Source organism: Celeribacter persicus (assembly GCF_003050785.1).
GTDB classification, from domain to species: Bacteria; Pseudomonadota; Alphaproteobacteria; order Rhodobacterales; family Rhodobacteraceae; genus Celeribacter; species Celeribacter persicus.
Genome location: NZ_QAOH01000007.1, coordinates 54,366 through 69,153, shown reverse-complemented (window position 1 = coordinate 69,153; position 14,788 = coordinate 54,366). Strand labels below are relative to the sequence as shown.

Sequence of the window (14,788 nt, the reverse complement as noted above, 5' to 3'; positions counted from 1 at the left end):
GTTGAGGATGTTTCGCCGGTCTCGGAGAACTGCTCGCGCCATAAACTCCAGGTTCCGGCAGCAGGAAATATTCTGATCTGCATGTCGCGATGCGCTTCAGAGATATGCGAGCATTATAGCCCATTCATGCCGAATGTTTGGGGAAATAGCCGCGATGTCGGTGAGAATTTCCCCTCTTTCCACATGATCCGACACCCTTTTTTGAGTTCACGATAAAGCCGTAAGGATCGCGAATTTAGGTTTGGCAACAGGAGGACAGTTGCGGGCGGGAGCAAAGGGGAGGGGGACGCCCTTTCGACCGGGGGGCGGCGGCGTATCAGGGTTTTTCCGAAGTGGCGTGAGAGGGGGTGTTCGTCGGAGGCGGAAAATGCATCTGGCTTTGGATCGGGCAGCTGTTCCCGGAACTGCAACTGGCGCAGGTGCCACAACCGCCCCCCGCGCGCAGCCGTTTCTGTTTTGCCCAGAAGCTGTGAACCAGATAGGCCAGCGCCACCAGAATGATGACGGTGACCAGAAGCGTTTGCCACAGGCCGCCCCCGGCTTCCGTGGACAGGTCAATCACGGTCTCGGTCATGATGCATCCTCCGGTACGGGGTCAGGGCGCAGGCTCGGCCACCAAGGTTTGGGCAGTGCGACCAGCAACAGGAGCCCGAGCGCTGTGAGCCAGATTGCGGTCATCGCGCCGATGCCGCTCAGACCAAGGGCGGAGGCGATCTGGAAGACCGCAGAGGCCACCACGAGTCCGAGAATGGTCGGAAAAACGATGGAGAAGGCCATCCATTTCGTCGAGGCAGTCTGAACCCGGACCATGATCACCGTGGCCAGACATGGCGGGTAGAGGGCAAAGAACAGCATCAGAACGACGGCAGAAAGCGCGCCACGACCTTCGCTGCGTTGCTGATCGCCCATGCGTTCTTCGAGCGTCTGGTTCTGTCCTTCTTCCTGATCGAAGAGCACGCCGAGGGTTGCAACCGAGCTTTCGCGGGCGGCAAAGGAAGACAGCAGCGCGATGTTGATCTTCCAGTCGAAATCCGCATATTGCGTCACCGGTTCAAGGCCCCGTCCGATCCGTCCGAGGAAGCTGGTTTCGATCCGCTCTTGCTGCATCTCGCGGCGCAGGCTGTTGCGGGTGTTGGTCAGTTCCCTGAGCGCATTGAAGGCGGTCTTGTCGGCGGCTTCGCGGGAACGCAGCACGAAGGGAGCGTATGCGGGATAAGTCTCGCGCACACCGGCATCAAGCGCCTCTGCCGCCTCTTTCGATCCCGCGTTCAGACGCCGGGCCTTGTAGGCGCTTTGCACATTGATCAGTTCGATCAACCGGTCGGAATCTGCCACGGCAGCGAGGTTCGGGTTGCCGTCGAGCTGGGCATAAAACTCCGCAATCGCCACCTCTCCACGGGACTGATAGTCGTGCATTTGCGCTTTCGGCACACCCGGGAATTGTAGCAGGACGAAAATCACCACGGCGATGGCGACCACCACGGTGCCGACCTTTTTGATGTAAAGCCATGTGCGATCGAACGCGCGGCGCAGCACGCCGATGAGCGTCGGCATATGATAACTCGGCAATTCCATCACGAAAGGCGCCGTGGGCTGTCTGGCGAGGATCGAACTGGTCAGAAGCTTCGCGACCAGAAGCGCCACAAGCACGGTGAGGGTCGAGAGATAGAACAGCATCAGCCCCTTGGAATTCGGGAAATAGATGTTGATCAACAGCGTGTAGAGCGGGATTTTCGCCATGCAGTTCATGAACGGCACGGTGAGGATCGTCGCCAGCCGCGCGCGGGCATCGGGAATGCCCTTGGTTGCCATGACACCCGGAACGGCACAGCCCCCCGCGAAGACGCCCGCGAGAATGAAGGGCAGGGTGGATTGGCCATGAAGCCCGAAGCGATGCAGCACCCGGTCGAGAATAAAGGCGATCCGTGCCATGTAGCCACTGTCCTCCAGAATGGCGATGAGCGCGAAAAGGATCAGGAAGATCGGCACGTAATTGAGCAATGTGTTGACGGAATCGACGATCCAAAGCCCCAGAGACCGCAATTGCGGATCGGTCAGAAAGCCCGCGTCGGGCAGGAGCCCGGAGGCGAAATTGCGAAAGCCTGCGAGGATGGGCCATGTGACTTTGGTCAGTTCATAGCCCTGCACGATGGAGAGCTGATAGATCGCCCAGATCGTGGCGAGCAGAAAGGCGGGGGCCAGAAAGCGGTTGAGCAAAACCCGGTCGATCCGTTCGGAAACAGGCACGCTGCCAGCCTTGGTGTCGCGGACACAGGCATTGAGGATTTCGGCAGCATGGCGGTCGCGCGTGGCGCTGATGTGATCGCCGACGCTGAGGTGGTGTTTGTCTTCGAACGCAGTCCTGAGCGCGGCAATTTCGTCGAACAAGCCGTAGGGATCGGGGAGGGCCCTGGCCAGCAGGGCCTCGCTGTCATGATCGCCTTCGAGCAGTTTTCCGGCCTGCCAGCGCGCCATCCGGTTGTTCATCGCGGGAATTTCGACAAGACGGGCATGGACTTCGGCCACCGCGTCCTCAAGCGGGCCGTAGTTCAGTGTCGCCGGGGTTGCGGGGGCGGCCTGAGCGGCATTGGAAATCGCGGCGCGCAATTCCGGCACGCCCTTGCCTTTGCGTCCGACAACCGGGATGACCGGCACGCCGAGACGGCGTTCCAGTGCCGTGATGTCGATCTCAAGCCCCCGTCGCTCTGCCGCATCCATCATGTTAAGCGCGATGACGACGCGAAATCCCATTTCCAGAAGCTGAAAGGTCAGAGGCAGGGAGCGCCGCAGGTTGGTGGCGTCGATCACGTTCACCACCACATCCGGGCGCTCTTCGGTCAGAACCTGACGTGCGACGCGTTCTTCGGGGGAAAAGGCCGAGAGGCTGTAACACCCCGGCAGGTCCGTCACGGTGTAACGATGCCCCTCATGGGCATAAGTCCCGCTTTTCTTGTCGACGGTGACGCCGGGATAATTGGCGATATGCTGTTGCAGTCCGGTCAACAGGTTGAAAAGAGTGGATTTTCCGCAGTTCTGCTGACCTGCGAGGGCGACGAGGTGTTGAAGTTTCTCTGTCTCAGTCATGATCTTTGTCCTCGTCTGAGGGGGCCGATGAGGGTGTGGAGAGCTCACTCTCGGCACGTTCGACCTGAACATGGTCTGCCTCGTGACGGCGCAGGGCAATGAATGTGTCGCCGACCTGCACTTCGATCGGATCGCGCAGCGGGGCGTTGCGCAGCACCCGAATCCGGCGTCCGGGCTGGAAGCCGAGATCCAGAAGCCGTTGCCGGGTCGGGCCGAAACCATGCAGCCGGAGGATGATGCAGTCCTGCCCCGGTCGAATGTCGTTCAGTGACAAATCGGTGTCGCTCCTGTCTCCCATGACGGAGCGGAACCGGCGCCGCCACATCCGGTGACGCCCTTCGCCATGCCGATGTCCAAATCCTTTTCCACAGCCTTCCTCCTGGGCGGTGTCACGGTTTTCACCGTTTTCTCCAAAGCCCTTCTGAAGGCCGAACCTGCGCCGGAATCCGCGTTTCATGATCCTGCTCCGAAGTCAGTTCTGTCGTCTTTTCTGGTGGGTATGGCCGGGTTTCCCCGGCCATACCGGTTTCATCAGTCGAGGTCGTAGGCACGGATCCAGATCACCGCATCCTGACTGAGTTCCTTGCCGTCGAATTTCGTGTCCGGACCGGAGCCGAGAGCGGCAAAGCCCCAGAACCCTTCTTTCGGAATGCCGAAGGTAAAGACGCCGTTGTCGTCGGTCATGGCCACCAGCGCGCCGCCCGGAAGCGGTTCGGTGGTCACTTCGCCCGGAGCATTGGTCTCCATGTCGGGCGTGGCGGCGATATATTCGATCTCGATTTCTGCGCCAGCCACAGGTGCGCCATCGGACAAAAGCTGCGCGGAGAAGGTCGAACCGGCCACGACGTTATAGGGTTTGTTCAGTGGTACGAACTCGGTTTTCATCCCCACCGGCTCTTCCCAGCCCGAGGGAATGCCGCCCTTGTTGAAATAGGACTTGGTGATCTGCTGGATATAGATATCCTCGCTCTCCTCGTAATAGGGCGCGGGCACCAGACCGACGATGTAATCGCCATTACGTTTGACGGGCAGGGCGCCTTCGAATGCGGCGGCGTCATTGCCGGCGCCGTGGAAGGTGATCGGGGTGAGGCTGTCGGTGAGATCGGTTTTCTCGCCTTTGAACACATAGAAGAACTCTTCCGGTGTGCCCATATCCATGGCGTGACCGTTTTCGAACGGATGCCAGAAGATCAGCTTGATCGCCAGATCGCCGGGCGCTGTGGGATTGGCCTCGGGGTTATAGACCAGTTGGAAATGTGCAGAGGCCGGACCGGCAAGGGTAAAAGCGGCCAGAACCGCTGCGGTCATGGTGAGTTTCATGTCTGTGTCTCCTTTATGAGCCCGAGCGATCAGTAAATGTCGTCGGCAGGAATGGTGATCCGGTGACCTTCGCCACCATCGAACAGCACATCGGAAAACCCGTCGGGCTTCTCGAATTCGAATTCGCCGTTTTCATTGATCACTCCCTCAAGGAGCACATTGCCGTCCGCATCATGCACGATCATCGCTACGCCTGCGGCGGACGATCCGTCGGAGAAACCACCCTCGCACAGCACGGTGCCATCCCCGTTGTCGTAACAAGCGCAAACCGGGGTATGGCCATATGCCGCAGCAACCAGAGTGAGCGCAAAGCCACCGGCCAGCGCCATATTTTTCCCAATATTTACAAGCATTTTTCGGGTCTCCCATTCGTTCAGCTTATGCTGACTGTCGAGTGTCCGCTCTGGCTTTTCAGAGCATCGTGAGTCGAATGGCTGGCAGACATAATTATATTCTGATATCTGACTGAAACAATCAGACATTAACAAATATGACTCTCTGCCACTTGTAAAGGTATGACACAGATCAAGCTTTGTTTGGCTTGGCGAGAGTTTATGTTTCGGACCGTTCGAAGAGGAAAATCACATGGCCAGAGCCGACCAGACACTTCAGAGCGCGCTTGTCGAAGCGATCGAAGATGAATACCGGGCCCGCGCACTCTACACAGCCGCAATCGACCGGTTCGGCCCCGTCGGACCATTGCCGAATATCGCCGAAGCCGAGAGCCGTCATGTCGAAGCGCTGGTCCCGTTGTTCGAAGAGCACGGCTTCGATGTCCCGGAAGACCGCTTCATGGGGCAGGTCGATGTGCCGGACAGTCTTGGCGAGGTTTGTCAGCTTGGGGTGGTGGCTGAAGAGGAAAACGAGGCGATGTATCGGCGCTTGATCGCGCGCGTGGAGGATGAGCGGACGCAGGCTGTTTTCGCAAAACTGGGGCATGCCTCGGGCGACAATCACCTGGCCGCGTTCGAGGCCTGTGTCGCGCGCGAAGTTGTACCGGTTCCCCCGGCACAATCCGATGTCGCAGCGCCTGCTCTGGGCCTGTTGGGCGGTGCGGGGCTTGCTGCAACGGCACGGGCGGCCGGTCCCTGGGGCTTTGTTCTGGGCGCAGTGGCGGGGGCGGCTTTGGTGCTGGTATTGAAGGCGGGGAAACGGCAGCGAGGTTGACAGAAGCGGACTGAACGGCTTTGCAGCGTGTCGCTCAGGTTACCAACAGCGCTTTCACCTTAGGTCCGCGCCTGAAATGAGAGACGCCGTGCGGGCATCTCGGGATCGCCTTTAATGCAGAGCGTGCAACACCAGACGGTTGATCAGCGTGTTGACCACAGCTTTGCCTGCGGCATTGGTCATGGCACGACCGAAATCTGTGTCGGTTTTCAGAAGCGGGCGGTTTTGACGATGGGGTAATGGGCGGGCGACCTGTTCCGGCGCGCGCGGCGTGGCGGCTTTCGGACAATGGGCGCAGATGTGATCCATGATCCGCCCGACCTCGCCACGTTTGGTGCAGTAATGCACCACGACAGAGGCGGCTTTGCGGTTGATTTCGACGGATTTGACGAAATCCAGCGCACCGACCTTCAACTTGATCAGGCTGGCGAGCGTCTCGTCCTTGCGCAGGGCCTCGATCTTGAACCGGGCCCGACCGGGGATGTTGTGCACACAGCAAACCATCGTTGCGCGTCTCCGAAAAGCTGACAATTGTTGTCAGTATTGAGATTCGGAGAAAAACAGTCAAGCTTTCTGCTGCCGCGTCCCATGTCACATTTCGGATAGCGTCACTGGCTTTGTCCGTTTTGCAGGCACCCCGGCCCGCGACAGGGCGTAAAGCAAGAGGCCGAAGGTCGAACCGTTATGGGCCACCGCAGCCGCCACTGGCGAGAGCGTTCCGGCGGATGCGGCGATGAACAGACCGGTGTTGATACCAAGTGCCAGATTGGTGTTGGTCCTGATAATCTGCATGGCCCGGTCGGAAGCTTCCCGCGCATCGGCCACGGCGCTGATCCGGTCATCCATCAGGGTGATATCCGAGGTCGCTTGGGCGATATCGGCACCTTGCGACATGCTGAAGCCCACATGGGCCTGCGCCAGAGCCGGAGCGTCGTTGATCCCGTCGCCGACGAAGGCGACCTTATGGCCTCGCTCCTGCAATTCGGCCAGAATGCGGGCCTTGTCCTCCGGACGCAGATCGGCATGGACCGTGTCAAAGCCAAGGGTCTCGCCAAAACCCTCGGCCCGTGCCCGGCGGTCGCCCGTGAGCATGACAAGCCGTTTCACACCGCTCGCGCGCAGCCGTGCGGCGGTCTCGTTTGCATCGTCGCGCAATTCGTCCCGAAGGCCGATCAGACCGGCAGGCTTGCCGCCCACCGCGATGAACAGGGCCATTTTCCCCTCATCGGTCAGCCGGTCCAACACGGCTTCATGTGGTGTGAAATCCACCCCTTCACGGTTTTCTAGGAAATGCCGACTGCCGATCAGGACTTCTTTCCCGCTCACTTCGGCGCGCAGCCCGTGACCGACGTCGAAAATGACATCGCCATGGTCGCAATGACCGGTGTCGCGGGCTTTCGCCTCTGCGACAATGGCATGGGCCAGCGGATGTTGCGAATGTTCTTCGAGCGAAGCAGCGAGCGCCAGCAGCCGGGCCTTCGACCAACCGCGCAGTTTCAGCGAGATCACATCCGTCACCGCCAGTTCGCCACGAGTCAGCGTGCCGGTCTTGTCAAAAACGAATGTATCGACCTCTGCGAGCTTCTCGATGCTCGGACCACCCTTGATCAGGATGCCGCGCGCCACCGCTTCCGACATGGTGGCGCGGATTGCCACGGGGGCGGAGAGTTTGATCGGACAGGCGTAATCGACCAGAAAGACCGAGCTGAGCCGTCTGACATCCCGCGTCCAAAGCAAGGTGGCGGCCCCCAGCCCGAGAGTCATGTAGACCTGACGATTGGCGTGGCGTTCGGCCCGTTTCTCGGTGGTGGAGCGTTTCTCCAGTGACTCACGGATCATCGCCGCGATCTGCGCGGTGGTCGTGTCCGATCCGACTTGTTCAGCGATGATCTTGAGCGATCCGCTCTCGACCAGGCTGCCAGCAATGATCATGTCTCCCACAGTCTTGGTTTCCGGCAGACTCTCTCCGGTGATCGAGGCTTGGTTGATTTGCGCCGCACCGCCACAGACCACACCGTCGACGGGCACCAGTTCGCCGGTCTGCACCACCACCCTGTCGCCCTTGCGGACCTCGGAAAAGGGTACTTCGACCGCATGACCGTCGCGTTCGATCCAGGCATGTTCCGGGTTCGGCATCAACAAATCCTGCAACAGCGCGCCGGAATGGCGGATTGTGCTTTCCTCAAGATATTCGCCGGTTTCCATCATGAAATCGGTGGTAACCGCCGTACCGAACCGGCCTTGCAAGGCGCCGAGCGAGACGGCGAGCGCATCGAGCACTTCGACGGTGATCCCCTCGCTCACCAGAGAACGCGCCCCGCGCAGCACGCGTGGCGCAATTGTCGCAATCGCAAGCACCCTGCCAACCGTCGGGGGCAGAACCGGAAGCGCGGCGAGAAGTGCGGCGCGTTTGAACAGAGGAACTGCCGAGGGGCGTGTGTCTTCATCGGGTGCACGAAACCGCATCTGATCACGGGTCAGGCAGGACAGGCGGTCGAGGATACGGTAACGTGTGGCGCGCCCGCCGGTAAACTCGAAGACCACCGACATGGCTCCGGGATTGATCCGGACGGTGCGGACCTCCGGTGTGCCGCGCAGGACCCGGGCAAGATGTTCGGTGTCCAGCCCGGGCAGGCCCAGGATCGGCATTTTGACCCGCAGACGCCCTTTCGTTTCATGCACGATCTTCAGCCGCGCCTTGCCGGAAGGTGCGGCTGCCGACACCACGGGAGAAACGGCATTCGGAAGGGTTTCGACACGCATGCTCGACTCCTTGAAGTCCGCGACAGTCCTCAACTGTCGCGGGCGGCCTTGATCTCGGACTCGGCGTCGCGGAACCGTTCCTTGGCCTCTTCCACACCGCCTTGCAGAGTGATCCAGAGATGGGCCAGCCCATTCAGCGCGGCTTTTTGCACAGCCTCATTGGTCAGCACATAGGTCACCAAACCACCGACGACAGCGCCGGTCAGGAATTTGCTGTTGAGAAGATTGGCGGCGGTGAGCGGAATGCCGGTGTCGTTCGGAGTGTTGGCCATGAGAGCCTCCTTTCACTGTCAGTTCATGCCCGCGTGCGGAGGCGTCAGCCTTTTGCCGCTTCTGTTTCAGCTTCGGGCGCGGCGGGCGGTGTGGTTTTCTTCGACTGTTTCGACAGGTAGAGCACACCGGCTCCCAGAGCGATCAGCGCGAGGCTCGAAAGCGGAATGGAGCGCGCGATATGCGAAGCCACAGAGGCCACGGCTCCCGCGCCTGCGCCGATGGCGGCGCTGTTGGCGGTGGCTTTCACCGCTTCCTCTGTGGTGATTTCGCCATTGCGCACCCGTATGGTCTCGTTGATCGCGGTCCAGGCCCCGGTGATGGCGGCGCCGTTGACGCCAGAGCGCATGATCTGGCTTGCGTCGGGCAATGTTCCGGGCTGTGTGGCCTGAGTGAGATTGAGTTTGCTGGACGTGCTCATACTGAAGTCTCCTCTTCTTGCGTGGTCTGATCCGGAGCCTGTTGCGTCCCGGAGTGTTCCTTGCTGTGCGGATCGGGCGCTTTATCCGTTTTTGCCGTGGATGCCGCGGCGGGTTTCGCGGGCGTTGCCTGCGCGAAAGCACCGGCCATGACGCTGGCTGCCATTGCCTTGAGTGCGGGCAGGTTGTTGGCCGCAAGGGCGGCTGCGGCCCCGGCCAGCGCGCCTTTCCAGAAATCGCGGTCCTTCAGGTCGAAGAGCTTACCGATGGTTTCCGCATTGACCTCACCACGCGACAACCGGTCGAAGGCCCGCATCAGATCGGTGTTATCCTCTCCCGAGGCGTCGGCGTTGGTGTCTCTGGAGGAAGGCGCGGCCCCTGAGGTTTTCCAAGGCGGTTCGGGTCCGAAGTAATACCAGCCAAAGGGTGGGTTTTCCCCGGTCCCGAGCGTTGGCTTCCTGCCCGTTTCAGATTGTTTGTGTGTGTCGTGAGATGAAACGCTCATCTGCGCCATATTCCTTTACAGATCGTTGCTTTCGCATCTTCTCTGGCTGGGAACTCCGGCATGGTGCCTGAGCGCTGGCTGAAAGATATATACCTGATATTGAATTTGAACATGAAGCCGCGGCAAGGTCCATGATAAAGATCATGTTTGTCTGAGAGAGCAGAAAAACTGTTGATACCCAGGCTGGCTGTATCTCTGCGTGGTCCGCGATCCGTTCTCGCGCCGCGTGGTTGGCTGAGGAATCCCATGGGGCGCACTCCACAGGTGGCCCAATGGGGCGTCGCCGTTGATAAAACAAGAAGGCAGATTTCAGCGCTGATGTGTGATCGGGTGCGGTCATGTATCAGGCCGGCATTGCGACCACGCAGGGTGCCATCGGGAGAGGGATGCCACCATCAGTTCTCAAGGAAAATCGACATCCGCTTTCTCATAGATCAAATGTCGCCCGGCATTTGCGACATCGCGCTCCCCGCCCAGATCGTGACTGATAAAAGATATAAGCAAGCCCACCTGACGATTACAGGGAGCTTTGTCGTTATTTTCGGGGATCAGAGCAGCTTCATTTTAACAGCAATTGCGACCGCTTCGGATGTCGTGAGTGCAGACAACTTGCGACGCAGGTTGCGTGCATGCATGTCTACAGTTGGCAGGGAAATGTTTAACTTATAAGCAATGCGATCACGCCTGAGGCCCTCTGCCGCCAACTCCAGAACGTCGCGTTCTCTTGCGGAAAGGACTGAGACAGAAGGGGCGGGGTCTTCTGTCTCGCTGATTTCGGTATCAGAATGCGCCCAGAACAGAACGACGCGCGCCAGCCCCGGTTGAAACGGAAGAACATTGATCTGGAGAAACGGATCGCGCGTATCTTCGCTTGGATTGAAAACAGTGGAGACAGGATTAACGTCGTCACATGCCGCCAGTAAAGCACGCAAGAAAGTGTGGCTGGGATCGGGAGTGAAGAACCTGGCACCGTTCTTTCTGATATAGTGAGGCTTCATATCCAGAAAGCGTTTCGCAAGTGCGTCATGCGAGATGATCCGCCCCTCACTGTCGAGATCGAGGAAGGCGAGATCAACCATTTCAGTTTTGGCGCTTTTACGCGCGATATGAAAAGATGGTGCGTTGTTGTGCATCGGCTTGACTGTTTGACCAAGACTTCCGCTTGGTTTTTGACTGGCGACACACGCACTATAGAAATACCGATTTGGCCGTTCGCCCCCCTTTGGGGGGGTAAAAAATGTGCGAAAAATGGTCGGTCTTCATTTCGAGCCATCGCAAATGTATTTTGTCTTGTCGTTCAGGGAATTATGTCTGAGGCTGCTTGAGAAGCTTAGCCGGTAGGCGTGAAGAAAAAGTGTTAATTTCGTGATTTTGAAACGAGATTGACCATTGGAGTTCAGGTGTCGGGATGCAAACCGGGACGCGTTTGATGAAAACGGAGCGATAGCCAGATGACACCTCCATCGCAATTCATTCAGATCTTGACGACTGTACTCAAAAAAGACCGTTTGGCATTGCCCTCTGAAGATGCGCTTTTGCATCTGCGGGAAGACGAAGCCTCAAGTGAGCAGTTCTTTTTCCGCAGTTTTTCAAATTGCCGATTGCCTGCCAATCTCTACGATCACGATGGCAACCGGCAAATTCATAGCATCGTTTCACAATCAGACAGTTTATTCCCGCCCGTCATTCACATGCCGGGCAATCTGGCAAGCGGCTGTACCTTTGTGGTGGTCGACGAGCGCCTGTACTTTCTCTACGATCGCGTGGAACGCTGGAGCGATGTTCCGGACCATGTCGCGTTCGTTGCCGTTCGGCTCGATGCCGAACGAATTGCGGCGTTGGCCGAGAATGCAACAGATGTACGCCTGACCCCCTCGGAATATCTGTTGCTGTCCCATCTGTTGACCGGTCTCGATCTGAAAACGGCGGCGGCACGGCTTGGGGCTTCCTATGACACGAAACGCAAACAGATTCAGGTCATCCTCGACAAGATGGGATGCAAAACTCAAACCGTGCTCCTCAGAAACCTGTCTCTGGAGATCACGGCCGGCATTCTGGATGAAATCCTTCCGCTGCAAAAGCGCGATTTCGAGACCGCTCTCGTCAAACGGCAGTTCGGCAAGGATGTCATTGTCAACACCATCTCTATCGGAGACGGCATTGACGTTCCCGTGTGGGAGTTCGGGGCGCGGCGAGGGCGGCCTGTGCTGTATTTCCATAGCATGCTGGCGCCCGTCGTTTTTCATGACGAGATGATAGACACGCTCAAGGAGAACGGTTTGCGCTGGCTGGTTGTGCCACGACACTTTCTTGGGTTCGAGGGTAATCTGGATGTCCAGACGCGCTTGGCAAGACTCACGAGGGCGCTGTCGGACACAATGGAATATTTGACAGATGAGCCGTTGATCTGTGTGGCCGAGAGTGCCGGGGTGACCTGGGCGGCGCATTTTGCCCGACATAATCCGCATATGGTGTCCCAACTGGTCCTGGCCGCCACACCGCAAGTGTTCAAACCGGAGCCAGGTTCTCACAACCCGACGATTTTCATCGAAATGTCGCAACGGGTGCGTCGTGACGAACGTGTCATCGCCGGGTTGACGCAAATTTATAATGCTTTCAGCCGTGTCCCTGTGTTGGCAAAAAAAGGGTTAGCGCATCTTTACCGTAAATCTGCCGCGGATACGGCCTGTCTTGAGACATTTTTCCGGCATACGCATTTGTCCGACTGGCTCCGTCTGATTGCAAACCATGCGACTTTTGCCTCAGTGGATGAGATCGCGAATTTACAGCGTGACTGGCTTGGCGATCTTAAAAAAACCACCTGTCGGGTGACATTCGTTCACGGAGAAGAAGATCCGATCAGCCCCATAGAAGACATTCAGGCGATTGCGGAGACAATGCCGGAGGCTTCCTTCCATGCCTTTGAAAACGCGGGTCATCTGATTTTGACGCAACACTTCAAGGCTCTTGTCTCACAGATGATCGCCCATGAGGGGTTGGCACATGCGGCGTCATGAGTGTGTTGTCGCCTTATGTCTGATGTCAGAAACTATAAGACCATCCGATCCTGCAGTCGGTTGATCTGGTTTCATAAAGAGAAATATTCGAGGATTGGAACCTGTAGCTGCAAGACAGTTTGGGCGTGCCTCCCATGATCTTGATCCGGCGATCTGACAGAGAGATGCCGATGCGGAAGGCTTCATCGCGGCGGGCGTAATCCACGGCAGAAAATTCTGTGTCATATTGCCGGAATGTGCCACTCAGGCTGACGCTGCCACGCAATGTGTCGGTGAGATCGGTTTCATATCCTGCCCGCAAAGTCCCACCCCAGTAACGGTGATAGTCCAAAGTCGTTCTGGAGCGCTCCACGGAACCGCCCATAAAAACCGTTGCACCCGAGGACAATCGTTTGACCAGTCCCAGACCGAAAGAGGCGTAGGGACCGGACAGGCTATCCTTGTCGAGATAGTCGCGGTATTCCGCCAATCCACTGACGTTCAGCCGCAGATCGTTCGTGATGGGTCTGGACCAGCTCCCATGGAGCCCCATGGCGATGCGATCAGAGCTGTCGTCCTCCACCTCGGTGTAATAGCTGCGGTCGGCATGTAGCCCGCCGCGCAGTTCCTGATGTGCGTCGAGCCGGGAGACATCGACCGTTACCCGCCCACGCCAATAGCGGAGTTCGGATTCTTCGTACCAGATGCGATTGAGGCCCGCCCCAAGCTCAAAAGACAAACCGTCGGCAAGCGGATATCGGTAGGTTCCCCATGCCCCGATTTCGATGCCGATGCCGGAGATCTCTTCACCGCCGTCATCTATTTCAAATCGCCCCAGAAGCGTGTCGAAAATCGTGGCGGATGAGGTGTTTTTGATGTTCGTGCTGGGCAAGGCCGCAAAAGACGCCGACGTCACGAACGGATAGCGCTTTTGCAATTTGGTCAGGCCTTTCAGGTAAAAATCCGTGTTGGCCCGTTGCGCTGGATCTTTCAAAAGCTGTCGCAGAAACGTCTCGGCCTTACGGGCCTGACCTTGTTGAGCGATGGCTTCGGCCATCGCCAGCTGGGCCGACGGATCGGTCGGGACAAGGTGATAAGCCTTTGAAAAGTAGAGTGTGGCTTTGCTGGGGTCCTCTTTCGCCAAAGCAGTCTGCCCGAGCCGCATCAGCGCATGATATACTTGTGTTGTCGAAGGGGACGTGTCGGCGAAAGCCGCTCCGTCGATGCACAGAACGCACCATGCGATGCCCATGATTTGCCGAAACCAATGCCCCGGACGGCGGCTGCGTTTGCTCATTCCAACCTCGATTTACCGTAAACAACCGTGCTGCGAGGGAGGCTCGCAGCACGGCATTGTCATGAGGACGGAAAGATGACCTCAATCCTCGACGGCAGCGAAGCCACCTTCGTGATATTCGCCGTCAATGTTCCCGGACACATCGCCGTAGACCGCGAGATCCCCTTCGTAGTCGTAGAACGTACCGGACATGGCGAGATCGAGAGTGTGATCTTCACCGTCGTTCAGAATGCCATCGGCATCGGCCGTAAGGCTGGTGCCCGAGATCGTTCCGTTGATCGAAAGAGAGCCGGTGAGATCGGTGTCAACCTCAAGCGTATCCTCGTTATACAGGGCGAAGTTGTCAGCCGTACCGCTCACCGTGCCAGAGGTGAAATTGGCCGTCAGGCTCAGGTCGCCAAGCGCTTCGAGATCCTCATCCTCTCCGATGTCACCGATGGCCAACGCGCCGGTCATCGTCGCGGTCCCGGACATTTGGCTTTCCGATGCGGTTTCGAGTTCGTCCTTCTCGGCCGCAGAGACCAGGCCTTCAAGGCTGTCGTATTGCGGGGGAAGATCAACGTCGGACATATCCCCATCAACAGATGAGCCACCACAAGCGGCAAGTGAGAGTGTCGCTGCCGAAACAGCGGCCAGTGTTAAAAACCTCATGCAGAGTTCTCCTAATCATTGTGCAAAGATCTGAAACGACCCCTTAAGATCATGAAAACTCTCCATCATTCTGAAGATTGAACAACCTATAAGAACTTATAGGTTTACAACGGCACCAACGCACCGGATCGGCTCAGCGACTTTCTCGATTTTCTGAAATTGGTGTGCAGGCTCGCCGTGTGTCCGTCAGTCGGACAGTTTTTCCTTCCGGGTATCTTAACGACGAACCCACTTCCTATGTTTGGGGAAAAGCGTTTGGGAGGAACGCATGGAAACGCACCTGATCCGCAAAACCGCGGGTGTTCTCACGACATTT

15 protein-coding genes are annotated in these 14,788 nt (G+C 58.0%); 2 read left to right on the top strand and 13 right to left on the bottom strand.

Annotation, left to right across the window (positions count from 1 at the left end):
• Window positions 1–316: 316 nt before the first annotated feature.
• The 5 genes from C8N42_RS10800 to C8N42_RS10780 form a co-directional block, all read right to left on the bottom strand.
• A complete protein-coding gene (locus tag C8N42_RS10800) occupies window positions 317–574 on the bottom strand; it encodes a FeoB-associated Cys-rich membrane protein (protein WP_107816582.1) in 258 nt (85 codons plus the stop codon).
• Window positions 571–3,084, bottom strand: coding sequence for a ferrous iron transport protein B (gene feoB / locus C8N42_RS10795; RefSeq protein ID WP_107816581.1), 2,514 nt, complete (start codon window positions 3,082–3,084; stop codon window positions 571–573). The genes C8N42_RS10800 and feoB overlap by 4 nt, the downstream gene beginning before the upstream one ends.
• A complete protein-coding gene (locus C8N42_RS10790; RefSeq protein ID WP_211309178.1) occupies window positions 3,077–3,541 on the bottom strand; it encodes a FeoA family protein in 465 nt (154 codons plus the stop codon). The genes feoB and C8N42_RS10790 overlap by 8 nt, the downstream gene beginning before the upstream one ends.
• A gap of 74 nt (window positions 3,542–3,615) precedes the next feature.
• A complete protein-coding gene (locus C8N42_RS10785; protein WP_107816580.1) occupies window positions 3,616–4,404 on the bottom strand; it encodes a DUF4198 domain-containing protein in 789 nt (262 codons plus the stop codon).
• 29 nt (window positions 4,405–4,433) lie between these two features.
• Complete coding sequence (locus C8N42_RS10780) at window positions 4,434–4,757, bottom strand: Ig-like domain-containing protein (protein WP_211309177.1); 324 nt, start codon at window positions 4,755–4,757, stop codon at window positions 4,434–4,436.
• A gap of 232 nt (window positions 4,758–4,989) precedes the next feature.
• On the opposite strand from C8N42_RS10780, the gene C8N42_RS10775 reads away from it, so the two are divergent.
• Complete coding sequence (locus tag C8N42_RS10775; RefSeq protein ID WP_211309176.1) at window positions 4,990–5,571, top strand: ferritin-like domain-containing protein; 582 nt, start codon at window positions 4,990–4,992, stop codon at window positions 5,569–5,571.
• Between the two features lie 111 nt (window positions 5,572–5,682).
• Here the strand turns inward: C8N42_RS10775 and C8N42_RS10770 are convergent, their stop codons facing one another.
• The 6 genes from C8N42_RS10770 to C8N42_RS10745 all read right to left on the bottom strand — a co-directional run bounded on the left by C8N42_RS10770 (window position 5,683) and on the right by C8N42_RS10745 (window position 10,661).
• Window positions 5,683–6,075, bottom strand: a complete 393-nt coding sequence (locus tag C8N42_RS10770; RefSeq protein ID WP_107816579.1) for an HMA2 domain-containing protein — start codon at window positions 6,073–6,075, stop codon at window positions 5,683–5,685.
• 87 nt (window positions 6,076–6,162) lie between these two features.
• Complete coding sequence (locus C8N42_RS10765; RefSeq protein ID WP_107816578.1) at window positions 6,163–8,334, bottom strand: heavy metal translocating P-type ATPase; 2,172 nt, start codon at window positions 8,332–8,334, stop codon at window positions 6,163–6,165.
• A 29-nt stretch (window positions 8,335–8,363) separates the two neighbouring features.
• Window positions 8,364–8,606: a hypothetical protein gene (locus C8N42_RS10760; RefSeq protein WP_107816577.1), complete on the bottom strand. Its 243-nt coding sequence runs from the start codon at window positions 8,604–8,606 to the stop codon at window positions 8,364–8,366.
• 44 nt (window positions 8,607–8,650) lie between these two features.
• On the bottom strand, window positions 8,651–9,025 hold the full coding sequence (locus C8N42_RS10755) for a magnetosome protein MamC family protein (RefSeq protein ID WP_107816576.1): 375 nt from the start codon (window positions 9,023–9,025) through the stop codon (window positions 8,651–8,653).
• Window positions 9,022–9,528 carry a hypothetical protein gene (locus C8N42_RS10750; protein WP_146168260.1) on the bottom strand — a complete coding sequence of 169 codons (507 nt, stop codon included), beginning with the start codon at window positions 9,526–9,528 and terminating at the stop codon, window positions 9,022–9,024. Before C8N42_RS10750 ends, C8N42_RS10755 begins: the two co-directional genes overlap by 4 nt.
• A 548-nt stretch (window positions 9,529–10,076) precedes the next feature.
• Window positions 10,077–10,661 carry a helix-turn-helix transcriptional regulator gene (locus C8N42_RS10745; protein WP_107816574.1) on the bottom strand — a complete coding sequence of 195 codons (585 nt, stop codon included), beginning with the start codon at window positions 10,659–10,661 and terminating at the stop codon, window positions 10,077–10,079.
• A 381-nt stretch (window positions 10,662–11,042) separates the two neighbouring features.
• Between C8N42_RS10745 and C8N42_RS10740 the strand changes: the two genes are divergently transcribed.
• A complete protein-coding gene (locus tag C8N42_RS10740; RefSeq protein ID WP_170109272.1) occupies window positions 11,043–12,545 on the top strand; it encodes a bifunctional helix-turn-helix transcriptional regulator/alpha/beta hydrolase in 1,503 nt (500 codons plus the stop codon).
• 25 nt (window positions 12,546–12,570) lie between these two features.
• On the opposite strand, the gene C8N42_RS10735 is transcribed toward C8N42_RS10740, so the two are convergent.
• Both C8N42_RS10735 and C8N42_RS10730 read right to left on the bottom strand, forming a co-directional pair.
• On the bottom strand, window positions 12,571–13,821 hold the full coding sequence (locus tag C8N42_RS10735; protein ID WP_107816572.1) for a porin family protein: 1,251 nt from the start codon (window positions 13,819–13,821) through the stop codon (window positions 12,571–12,573).
• 81 nt (window positions 13,822–13,902) lie between these two features.
• Window positions 13,903–14,472 (bottom strand): hypothetical protein, encoded by a 570-nt coding sequence (locus C8N42_RS10730; protein ID WP_146168259.1) that lies wholly within the window; start codon window positions 14,470–14,472, stop codon window positions 13,903–13,905.
• Window positions 14,473–14,788 lie beyond the last annotated feature (316 nt).